This is a genomic window from Pseudomonas sp. IPO3749 (assembly GCF_013386605.1).
GTDB classification, from domain to species: Bacteria; Pseudomonadota; Gammaproteobacteria; order Pseudomonadales; family Pseudomonadaceae; genus Aquipseudomonas; species Aquipseudomonas azotoformans_A.
The window spans coordinates 43,121-53,660 of record NZ_JACARN010000034.1; the positions used below are offsets into that span (position 1 = coordinate 43,121).

Here is a 10,540-nt window from a genome sequence, read left to right on the forward strand (position 1 = left end):
GAGTCTAGCGCCTGCGCCGGATCAAGCCAGTGGCGCTTGAGTGACAATATCGTCAATACCCAACACCCGACCGTCCTCGGCGAGGATCTCGACGTTGCGCAGCGGCTTGAGCGAGCGTGCATCCAGTACCTGGGTGCCGACATGTTCCGGCTCGGTGAAGGCTTGGCCCCACTGCGCCAGTGTCACCAGCACCGGCATCAATGCGCGGCCCTTGTCGGTGAGCTGGTATTCGCTGCGCGCGCCGACTTCGCTGGTTTGCAGCAAGCCTTGCTCGACCATGTCCTTGAGGCGGGTGGCAAGAATGTTTTTCGCCACGCCAAGGTGCTTCTGGAAATCACCGAAGCGCGTCACCCCGGCGAATGCATCGCGGATGATCAACAGCGTCCACCAGTCACCCACTACGTCCAGGGCGCGTGCCACTGGGCAGCAATCGCCTTCCAGGCATTTGCGTTTCATCGTCGGCCCTCCAGGCAGCTGTAAAATTAGGTTGCATTATAGGACCAACAGGCACAGGATAAAAACAGTTTCATCATTAAACCTAATTTGTAGCCTGGAGCTGATCATGGATATTCGTGGAAAAGTGGTAGTGGTTACCGGTGCCAATCGCGGCCTGGGCAAAGCGTTCGTCAATGCCTTGCTCGAAGGCGGCGCAGCCAAGGTCTACGCCGGAGCGCGCGACCCCAGCAGCGTGAACATCCCCGGCAGCACGCCGATTGCCCTGGACATCACCGATCAGGCCAGCGTGCAACGCGCCGCCGAGCAGTGCACGGACGTGGATATCGTGATCAACAACGCGGGGTTTCTGAAGTACGGCTCATTGTTGGCGGAGGACAGCGTCGAGAACCTCCAACAGCACTTCGACGTCAACACCTTCGGCACCCTGCGCGTCAGCCGTGCCTTTGCGCCGATCCTGGCCAAGCAAGGCGGCGGTGCGTTGATCAATGTGCTGTCGGTTCTGAGCTGGCTGAGCCCTCCGGGCGCCGGTGGCTACAGCGCCTCCAAGTCCGCCCAGTGGGGCCTCACCAACGGCCTGCGCGGCGAGTTGCGTGAGCAGAACACCCTGGTGATCGGCGTGCACCCGGCCTACATCGACACCGACATGGTGGCCGATGTGCAAGCCCCGAAAAGTACGCCCCAGGAAGTGGTCGCCCTCACCTTGCAGGCCTTGAGCGACGAGCGTGAAGAAGTGCTGATCACCGACATGACCCACGGGGTCAAAGCCTCGTTGTCCACCGACAGCCCGGTCTACCTCAACCGTTGATCAACGAAAAGTGCGCGCCCACCCCGGCGCGCACGCCTTCGGCCACGGCCAGCGCGACGGAACCGGCGGCCAGCGACGTATCACCACAGGCAAACACGCCAGGCACGGAGGTCTGGCGCATGTCGTTGGTGTGCAGGTAAGTGCCGGTGGGTCCGTCGGCCAGTTCGCAACCCAGTTGCTCGGCCAGGGGGCTGATGCGGGTGCGGGACATGGTGAAGATGCCGTCGAGGTTGAAGACTCGGCCATCGTCCAGTTCCAGGTTGGCGCGCTCACCGCTGATGCGCCGTACCGCCGCGTTTTCCACGCTGACCCCACGTCGATCCAACTGCGCTTGTTGCTCGGCATCCGGGGTAAACACGCCATTGGTGAACAAGGTGGTGGTGCCCCAATCCGGCAGCATCAGTGCGTGGTGCATGGCCAATGGTGAGGTGGCGAGTACGCCGATACGGCCTTGATCCAGCTCATAGCCGTGGCAGTACGGGCAGTGGAATACGTGCTTGCCCCAACGTTCTTGCAGGCCTTCGATAGTGGGCAACTCGTCGACAACGCCGGTGGCGAGGATCAGGCGCTTGGCCTGGAACGTACCGTTGTATTCGGTACGTACGCTGCAACCTTCGGCCTGAAGCACGCGGTCCTGCACCCACGTGACCGTCGGGTACTCCATCAATTGGCTGCGCCCTTCGGCAGCGATCATCTCCGGCGCCTGGCCGTCCTGACCAAGAAAACCGTGGGAGGTGGCCGCAAAGCGATTGCGCCTCTGCCCCGAGTCGATCACCAGTACCTGGCGCCGCGCCCGCGCCAGTTGCAGGCCGGCAGACAGGCCCGCGTAGCTGCCACCCACGATAATCACGTCGTACATCATGAAAATGACCCCATGTTGTGTGCCCTCGGTTATCCGAGGGCTTTCACGACACACCATAAGTTACGTAAAAATAGTCCGTCAAGCGTCTCGCAACTTTTAGGGTTACGAACGATACTTTCGGCTTGAATGAACCGAGGCCCCTTGATGAGAAATGACACCCGCCTTTCGCGCATGCTTCACGTGCTGATCCATATGGGTCGCCATGAAGAGCGCGCCACGTCGGAAACCATCGCGCAGATGCTCGGCACCAACCCGGTGGTAGTGCGGCGCACGCTCGGGCTGCTCAAGGAAAAGGGCTATGTCCGTTCGGAAAAGGGCCATCAAGGTGGCTGGAGCCTGGGCAAGCCGTTGAGTGAAATCACCCTGCTGGAGATTCACAACGCCCTGGGCACGCCGTCGATATTCGCCATCGGTTTGTCCACCGACCACCCGCAATGCCTGGTGGAACAAGCGGTGAACGCCGCGCTGACACAGGCCTTCGAGCAAGCCCAGGCGCTGCTGCTGGAGCGCCTGGGCCAAGTCACATTGGCGCAATTGGCCGAGGATTTTGATGAGCGCTATCGCCTGGCGATGCAGCCTTAGCGCTGGCTCGGGATACGGATATCACCGTCGCGGCACTGGGTTTTCACACTGCGCGGGCAGCCGGTAAACGCCAGGTCCTTGGTCAGGCACACCCGCACTTCCGAGAACACCTTGCCTTTGCAGATCACCGCCAGCCCATGGTTGCCCATGCGCGGGTTGCTCTCGCGGAACAGCGCCTCGATCTCACGGGCTTGCAGCGATGGCGGCGTGTTGAAGGGTTGCAGTTGCTGCGGAATGCTCACCACGCCCAGCGCCTCATCGGTTTTTTGCAGGTAGGCCAACGGCTCCAGGCCACTGCAAGTGCCATGCTTGGCCCATTCGTGCCTGAGCAGTGAACGGGTCGGGAACAATGCTGCGCCTTTTTCGATTTCTTCGCGGCTCAACTGCGATTGCGGCGAGCAAGACGCCGGCCACCCTCCCCGCGCGTACTGCGGCCACAAGCCGTGCAACACAAACCCGTAGCCCTTGCCTGAACACTGTTCGTTGTCCGGGTGCGTCAGGCAAAAGGTCGGCGACCACGACAACGACAACACATAAAAATCAAACTCCCCCGGCGTGCCTTGGCTACGCGGAGCCGCCATTGCACTGGTGGCCAGTAACAACCCGATCGCTAACCAGTATTTCATCCGTCTATTCCTTGGAAAAAAGAAAAACTCTATCGAGCCTAGCCAGGATGATGGGGGTTACGTTGTAGCACCTTGTCCAGGATCCGATCGGTCTTCAGCGCCTCGATGGCCAACGACGGATGTTCGGCTTCGCCGCGAATATGCGCGTTCATCGCCACTACGTGATGCCACTGGATATGCGCGTGGCACGGTACTTCCAGCACCTCCTGCGTCTCGCCTGCAAGACGCAGGGGCTGGTCTTCGAACACCGAGAACTGGATTCGACCACGGCTGCCGATCAGTTCCACCCGGTCTTCACGACGGTCCGCCACAAAATTCCAGCAGCCCATGCCCAGCGCGCCGGACGCAAAGCGCCAGCTGGCCGTCACGGCATCTTCCGCCGCGTAACGGCCTTCCTGGCGCGAGGTGTAACCGGACACTTCGATGATATCGCCGGCCAGGTACTGGAACAGGTCAAAGCCATGGCTGGCCAAGTCGGCAAAATAACCGCCACCGGCAACGCTTGGGTCTGTGCGCCAGTTGGCGGCATTGGCGTCATGGGCAGCCGGTGGTTTGCACAGGGTCCAGGTCAGGTGGCGCAGCTCACCGATGCGCCCATCCCGTAGCCAGTCGCGCACTTGCTGGAAGCGCGGCAGCGAACGGCGGTAATAGGAAACAAACAGATGCAACCCGGCACGTTCGAACGTGCGCTGCATCAATGCGCTCTGCTCGGCATTCAGCGACATGGGTTTCTCGACGCAGCAATGCTTGCCGGCCGCCGCCACCATCAGGCTGTACTCAAGGTGGCTGTCGGGCGGCGTGGCGATGTAGACGGCGTCCACTTCAGGGTCGTTGATCAGTGCCTGGGCGTCGGTGTAGAAGCGTGCAATACCGTGGCGTGCCGCATAATCACGCACGGCGTCTTCGCGGCGCCCCATCACGGCCACCAACGCAGAACCTGGCGCTTTGTAGAAAGCCGGCCCACTCTTCACTTCAGTGACACTGCCACAGCCGATCATGCCCCAACGTATGGTGCTCATCTGCTCTCCTCGTGCTTTTTGATCAATCGGGCAGTATCCACATCCCTCTGCTTATGCGCCATCCCTCATGATCAACCTGCGGCGAGTCCAGCCCCACGGCCTGCGCCTTACGCCGGCAACGGAATCACCCTCAACGCCCGGACCGATTTATAAGAAAAACTTGAATAAATCTCCTTGACGCAAGGCAACGTCTGCAACACCTCCCGCGCAAACTCCCCAAACGACTCCAGGTCCTTCGCCACCACTTCCAACAAAAAGTCATAACGCCCGGACACGTTATGACACGCCACAATCTCCGGAATCTCCAACAACCGCTGCTCAAACGCCCGGGCGATCTCCTGGGTGTGACTCTCCATCATGATGCTGACAAACGCCGTCACCCCATACCCCAATGCCTTGGGTGAGAGAATCGCCTGATACCCACTGATCACCCCACTCTCTTCCAGGTTGCGCACGCGCCGCCAGCACGGCGAGGTCGTCAAGGAAACCCGGTCGGCCAATTCAGCCACCGTGAGACGGGCATTGCCCTGCAACGCGTTTAAAAGTGCTTTATCGGTACGGTCGAGACTGACAGGCATAACGTGCCTCTATTCTTTATTTTTATGAGGTTTTCATCCCATGACGCGGGAATTAGCAGCAAATATTGCAAAGTTCATCTCTGGTTATGAGCATAGCATTGTAGGAAATAAGGAGCGTCCGACATGAACAATAAACACAATGCATTCGGCTTTTCCACCCGCGCCATCCACCACGGCTATGACCCAAAAGACCACCACGGCGCACTCGTCCCGCCGATTTACTTGTCAGCCACCTTTGCTTTCCCAACCGCTGAATACGGCGCCGCCTGTTTTGCCGGCGAAGCGAGCGGCCACTTCTACACACGTATTTCCAACCCGACCCTGGCGCTGCTGGAATCACGCATGGCCACCTTGGAAAATGGTGAGGCTGCCGTGGCGTTCAGCTCAGGCATGGGCGCGATTGCTGCGACGTTCTGGACCCTGCTGCGCCCCGGTGATGAGGTGATCGTCAGCCAGACCCTGTACGGCTGCACCTTTGCACTGCTGCACCATGGCATCGGTGAATTCGGTATCAAAGTGCGGCATGTCGACCTCACCGACCTCGAAGCGCTGCAAGCCGCTCTCAGCCCTGCCACCCGCATGATCTATTGTGAAACCCCGGCCAATCCCAACCTGCGACTGGTGGACATCGCCGCCGTAGCTGCCCTCGCCCACCAGCAGCCAAATGTCACCCTGGTCGTCGACAACACCTACTGCACACCCTACCTGCAACGCCCCCTCGACCTGGGCGCCGATGTGGTGGTGCACTCGGCCACCAAGTACCTCAGCGGCCATGGCGATATCACCGCGGGCATCGCCGTGAGCAGCCAGGCCCTGGCCCAGCGCATTCGCCTGCAAGGCCTCAAGGACCTGACCGGGGCAGTGATGTCGCCGCAGGACGCCTCACTGTTGATGCGCGGCCTCAAGACCCTGGCCCTGCGCATGGACCGTCATTGCAGCAACGCCCAGGCGGTGGCCGAAGCCTTGCAGGCGCACCCGGCCGTGCAGTGGGTGACATACCCAGGGTTGCGTTCTTTCCCGCAATACGAATTGGCGACACAGCAGATGAAACTGCCAGGCGGCATGATTGCCTTCGAACTCAAGGGCGGCATAGAAACCGGTCGACGCTTCATGAATGCACTCAAGCTGTTTACCCGTGCGGTCAGCCTGGGTGATGCCGAGTCACTCGCCCAGCATCCGGCGAGCATGACCCATTCCACCTACACCCCGCAGGAGCGTGCGGCGCACGGGATCAGCGAAGGGCTGGTGCGCTTGTCGGTGGGGCTTGAAGACGTTGCCGACCTGTTGGCGGATGTGCAACAGGCACTGGCCAAGTGCAACCGTGCTATTACGCGTCCTTCTAAGCTTGTGAGTTTTTAATCCGATTTTTTAAGATTGGATCCCCTTCCCGTCGCCAGGCTGTACTAGCATAGGTTCCGGCGGGAAGGACTATCACGGTAGGTTATTCGCATTGGCTTGTATCTTAATCCCCGTCGCTATAAGGCCGAATACCTGCACGCCTCATGGACGAAATGATGAACTCACAGCTGTTCCCTCATATTGGCAAAGTCATCGCCAGCACCGGCAGCCGCCATTTCCCACGCATGCTGCATGACCTGATCCTCACCCAACTGGCAGTGGACGCCACCCATATCACGCAATTGCAGGTCAGCGCCGACGGGCAAACCCGCCGCAAGATCAGCCCGGTCTACACCGATTCGGTGGAGGCGTTGGGCGAGGAACAACCCGCCGCACAATTGCACCTCACCCGCCGCAAGGATGACGTGCGCTACGTGTTGTCGGTGTATCGCTCGCACCAGTCCGAAAGCTTTTCGCCCCAGGAACGCAGCATGTTGCAGGACTTTTCTACCTTGCTGCTGCCCATGGTGGAAAAACACATCGCCGCGATCCAACCGTGCCGCCAGGACAGCGACGCGGTAGTGCCGGAAAACCAAGGTATCGAAACCCTGCGCAGGCGCATTCAAGAACGACTGGTGCAGTCAGGGTTGACCTTGTCCAACCGTGAACTTGAGGTGTGCGTGGGCCTGCTCGCCGGGCGCACGGCGCCGGAGTTGGCGGAGCAGTTGGCGTTGAAGGTCAACACCATCGAAAGCTACCTGAAACGCGCGTCGATCAAGCTGGGGATCAGCGGGCGGCATTCGTTGTTGCGGTGGATGTATGCCACTGAGGACACGCTCTCGTAAAAAACACTGCAGAAGCCGGCTTGCCGGCTCCTGCAGCGGGTTCCTCAATCTCTGGCAAGCGCCTCGATCGGATCCAGCCGCGCCGCATTCCTGGCCGGCACAAAGCCGAACACAATGCCGATCAACGTCGAACAGGCAAACGCCGTGATGATCGAACCCAGGGAAAACACCATCTCCCATTCCTTTACAAACAACGAAAACAGAAAGCCCAGGGCGTAGGACAGCGAGATCCCGATCAGCCCGCCGATCAAACACACCATCACCGCTTCCACCAGGAACTGCTGGCGGATATCCGACTGCCGCGCCCCCACCGCCATGCGAATGCCGATCTCACGGGTACGCTCGGTGACGGACACCAGCATGATATTCATCACGCCAATGCCCCCCACCAGCAACGAAATCACCGCGATCAACGACAGCAGCAACGCCAGGGAGCGGCTGGTTTTCTGCACCGTCTGCATGATGCTGTCGAGGTTGTTGGTGAAAAAATCCTTGGTGCCGTGGCGTTGCAGCATGAGCTTGTTGACGTTGTCTTCGACCACCTTGCTCGGCTGGCCGTCCTTGATGCGCACGGTGATGCTGTCCAGATGGCGCTGCCCCAGCAAACGCCCCGCCGCTGTTTCGTAGGGCACCCACACGTTCAACGCCTTGCTGGCGGCGAACATGTTCTTATTGTCAGCGGTGACCCCGATCACGGTACACGGCAGGTTGCCCACCAGGATCACCTGCCCGAGCGGATCGACGTTCGGGCCGAACAATCGGTGACGGGTGTTGTGGTCGATCACTACCACCTGGGCCTGGCGCCGTGCATCGCTTTCGCTGAAGGCGATACCGGCTTCGAGCTTGAGTCCCTTCACCTTGAAGTAGCGGTCACTCACCCCATTCACCTGCGCATCCAGGTCGATATTGCCAAAGCGCAGCAACAGGTTGCGACCCACCACCGGCGTGGCGCTGTCGACGTAATACAGCTGGTTCAACGCGTCCACGTCCGAAGGCATCAAGGTCTCGATGGCCGAGGCGCGACTGTCGCCAAAACTGGTGCCGGAAAAGATGTCGATGGTGTTGCTGCCAATCGCCTGGATGTCCTTGAGCACATAACGCTTGGCGCCTTCGCCGATGGCCGAGATCGACACCACCGAAGTGATACCGATAACGATACCGAGCATGGTCAACAAGGTGCGCATGCGGTGAGACACCAGCGCGACCCAGGCCATGTTGAAGGCCTCCTTGAACAACCCCAGGCTCGCCACCAAGCGCCGGGCGCCGCTGCGTTTTGGCTCGATAGGTGTGTCGCTGGGCAACTCCAGGCCAGCACGCTCATTGGCCTTGTCGCTGACGATCTCGCCATCGCTCACCTCGACGATGCGCTGAGCATTCGCCGCGACCTTGGGGTCGTGGGTGACGATAATCACCGTGTGCCCCGCCGCGTGCAGCTCGGCGAGGATACGCATCACCTCTTTGCCACTGTGGGTGTCGAGGGCGCCCGTGGGTTCGTCGGCAAGGATCACTTCGCCGCCGTTCATCAAGGCACGGGCGATACTCACCCGTTGCTGTTGGCCACCGGAGAGCTGGCTGGGGCGATGGGTGGTGTGACCGGACAGGCCCAGCCGCGCGAGCAACTCCCGTGCGCGGCTGTGACGTTGGGTTTCCGGTGTGCCGGCGTAGATTGCTGGCATTTCTACGTTGTGCAAGGCACTCAGGTGCGCCAGCAAGTGGTAGCGCTGGAAGATAAAACCGAAGTAATCGCGGCGCAGTTCGGCCAACTGCTCATCCCCCAGGGAACGGGTTTCGATGCCGTTGATCTTGTAGCTGCCGGCCGTGGCGTAATCCAGGCCGCCGAGGATGTTCATCAGGGTGGATTTACCGGAGCCCGAAGCGCCGATAATAGCGACCATTTCCCCGGCATGGATCGTCAGGTCGATGCCCTTGAGCGCGATGAATTCGCGCTCGCCGGCCATGAAGCTGCGGGTGATGCCCTTGAGTTCCAGCAGTGGCTGAGTCATCCGTCAGTTCCCCGCCACAGCCGGCGTGGCGTCGCCGATCACCACGTTGTCGCCTTCGGCCAGGCCTTCGAGGATCTGCACCTTCACATTGTTATTGATCCCGGTCTTCACCTCCCGCGACACTGCCTTGCCCTTGGCGTCCAGCACCCGCAACGAGTAACTGCCGTCGTTATTGCGCGCCCCCAGCGCCGCCACCGGCACCATCAGCGCGGCCTCGGCAGTGTCGAGCACGATACGTACCTGGGCGGTCATGGCGATGCGCAGGCGGTGGTCGGGGTTGGGTACGTCGAACAGTGCGTTGTAGAACACCGCCGTGTTCTGCTTCGGCGTGCCGGCGGTCTGGGTTTCCAGGAAGTTCTGCGGTGCCGGTTCCGTGCCGCGCAGCTTGGCGTAGTAGCGCTTGTCGGCCTCACCGAGGATGGTGAAGTACACCTGCTGGCCGGGGCTGATGTGAATCACATCCGCCTCGGAGACCTGGGCCTTGACGGTCATGGTGTCCAGGTCCGCCAGCTTGAGCAGTACCGGCGCCAGTTGGTTGGCGATCACGGTCTGGCCTTCCTGGGTGACGATGCCCACTACATCACCGTCGATGGGCGCGACGATGCGGGTGTAGGCCAGGTTGACCTTGGCGGTGTCGATCTGGATGTGGGCGCTTTTGATTTGCGCGTCCAGGGACAAGAGGTTGGCCTGTTGCACCTGGAAGGTGGATTCGGCGTCTTCGAAGTCCTGACGGGAGACCGATTCGTCAATCTGCAGGCCTTTGTAGCGTTCGTACACGGACTTGGCCTGCTTGAGCTGGGCGGCGGTGGCGCGGCGTTGGGCCTGGAGGTTTTCTTCGTCGACCTGGGCTTTGCGCAGGGTGTTTTGCAGGATCAATGGGTCGATTTCGGCCAGCCACTGGCCCTTTTTGACCTTGTCGCCGACTTTGACTTTGAGGGATTTCAATTGGCCGGAGACTTGGGCGCCGACGTCGACCTGTTTGATGCCTTCGAGCAGGCCGGTGGCGAGGACGGCGTTTTCGATGTTGCCGCGTGAGGCGGTGGCGGTGAGGTATTGCGGTGCGTCGGCGGGAGCTTGGACCGTGTAGATGATCAAGCCTATGGCGATGGCCAGTGCGGCGAGCATTCCTAGTTTGCGTAGCGTTGGCTTTTGCATAGATGACCTTTGATCGAGAACATATCCGTTATTTGAGTAACGGCCACTATTGGTTCCGCTCTTACAGCGGGTCACTTTTGAAAAGCGCAAAAGTAACCAAAACGCTCTTGCCCCAACACTCGGCACCTCAGTGAATCAGATAGACCCAGGCGATACATTCGCAGGCAAGCCAGCTCCCACATTTGACCGGGCTCGACCACACAATACCGGTCGGCTCTAAGGCCGCCGCGCTCTGCTTTTGCTTTGGCTTTTGATCTTCGGCGCCCCGTAA

Annotated in this window: 11 protein-coding genes; 4 read left to right on the forward strand and 7 right to left on the reverse strand. The window is 60.4% G+C overall.

Features of this window, described 5'->3' with window-relative positions; translation table 11 throughout:
• Positions 1-21: 21 nt before the first annotated feature.
• Entirely contained in the window at positions 22-456 is a 435-nt protein-coding gene (locus HX812_RS14440; protein ID WP_033902288.1) for a helix-turn-helix domain-containing protein, read from the reverse strand.
• 106 nt (positions 457-562) lie between these two features.
• Here HX812_RS14440 and HX812_RS14445 point away from each other — a divergent pair, with 106 nt between their 5' ends.
• Positions 563-1,261, forward strand: a complete 699-nt coding sequence (locus HX812_RS14445; protein WP_038846576.1) for an SDR family oxidoreductase — start codon at positions 563-565, stop codon at positions 1,259-1,261.
• On the opposite strand, the gene HX812_RS14450 is transcribed toward HX812_RS14445, so the two are convergent.
• Positions 1,251-2,123, reverse strand: coding sequence for an NAD(P)/FAD-dependent oxidoreductase (locus tag HX812_RS14450; RefSeq protein ID WP_038846578.1), 873 nt, complete (start codon positions 2,121-2,123; stop codon positions 1,251-1,253). The genes HX812_RS14445 and HX812_RS14450 overlap by 11 nt on opposite strands.
• A 144-nt stretch (positions 2,124-2,267) precedes the next feature.
• Here HX812_RS14450 and HX812_RS14455 point away from each other — a divergent pair, with 144 nt between their 5' ends.
• A complete protein-coding gene (locus HX812_RS14455; RefSeq protein WP_038846582.1) occupies positions 2,268-2,705 on the forward strand; it encodes an Rrf2 family transcriptional regulator in 438 nt (145 codons plus the stop codon).
• Here the strand turns inward: HX812_RS14455 and HX812_RS14460 are convergent.
• From HX812_RS14460 to HX812_RS14470, 3 genes are all read right to left on the reverse strand, one after another.
• Positions 2,702-3,331: a ribonuclease T2 gene (locus tag HX812_RS14460; RefSeq protein ID WP_038846586.1), complete on the reverse strand. Its 630-nt coding sequence runs from the start codon at positions 3,329-3,331 to the stop codon at positions 2,702-2,704. The two genes, HX812_RS14455 and HX812_RS14460, sit on opposite strands and share 4 nt — an antisense overlap.
• Positions 3,332-3,369: 38 nt before the next feature.
• The gene (locus HX812_RS14465) at positions 3,370-4,350 is read right to left on the reverse strand and encodes a Gfo/Idh/MocA family protein (RefSeq protein ID WP_038846589.1); all 981 of its coding nucleotides are present in this window, start codon (positions 4,348-4,350) and stop codon (positions 3,370-3,372) included.
• Between the two features lie 107 nt (positions 4,351-4,457).
• Positions 4,458-4,928: an Lrp/AsnC family transcriptional regulator gene (locus HX812_RS14470; RefSeq protein ID WP_038846593.1), complete on the reverse strand. Its 471-nt coding sequence runs from the start codon at positions 4,926-4,928 to the stop codon at positions 4,458-4,460.
• Between the two features lie 123 nt (positions 4,929-5,051).
• On the opposite strand from HX812_RS14470, the gene HX812_RS14475 reads away from it, so the two are divergent.
• Positions 5,052-6,287, forward strand: a complete 1,236-nt coding sequence (locus tag HX812_RS14475) for a methionine gamma-lyase (RefSeq protein ID WP_038846595.1) — start codon at positions 5,052-5,054, stop codon at positions 6,285-6,287.
• A gap of 155 nt (positions 6,288-6,442) precedes the next feature.
• On the forward strand, positions 6,443-7,111 hold the full coding sequence (locus HX812_RS14480) for a response regulator transcription factor (RefSeq protein WP_177077621.1): 669 nt from the start codon (positions 6,443-6,445) through the stop codon (positions 7,109-7,111).
• Positions 7,112-7,155: 44 nt separating this feature from the next.
• On the opposite strand, the gene HX812_RS14485 is transcribed toward HX812_RS14480, so the two are convergent.
• Positions 7,156-9,114, reverse strand: a complete 1,959-nt coding sequence (locus HX812_RS14485; RefSeq protein WP_038846601.1) for a MacB family efflux pump subunit — start codon at positions 9,112-9,114, stop codon at positions 7,156-7,158.
• Between the two features lie 3 nt (positions 9,115-9,117).
• Positions 9,118-10,269, reverse strand: a complete 1,152-nt coding sequence (macA, locus tag HX812_RS14490) for a macrolide transporter subunit MacA (RefSeq protein ID WP_038846603.1) — start codon at positions 10,267-10,269, stop codon at positions 9,118-9,120.
• Positions 10,270-10,540: the final 271 nt, after the last annotated feature.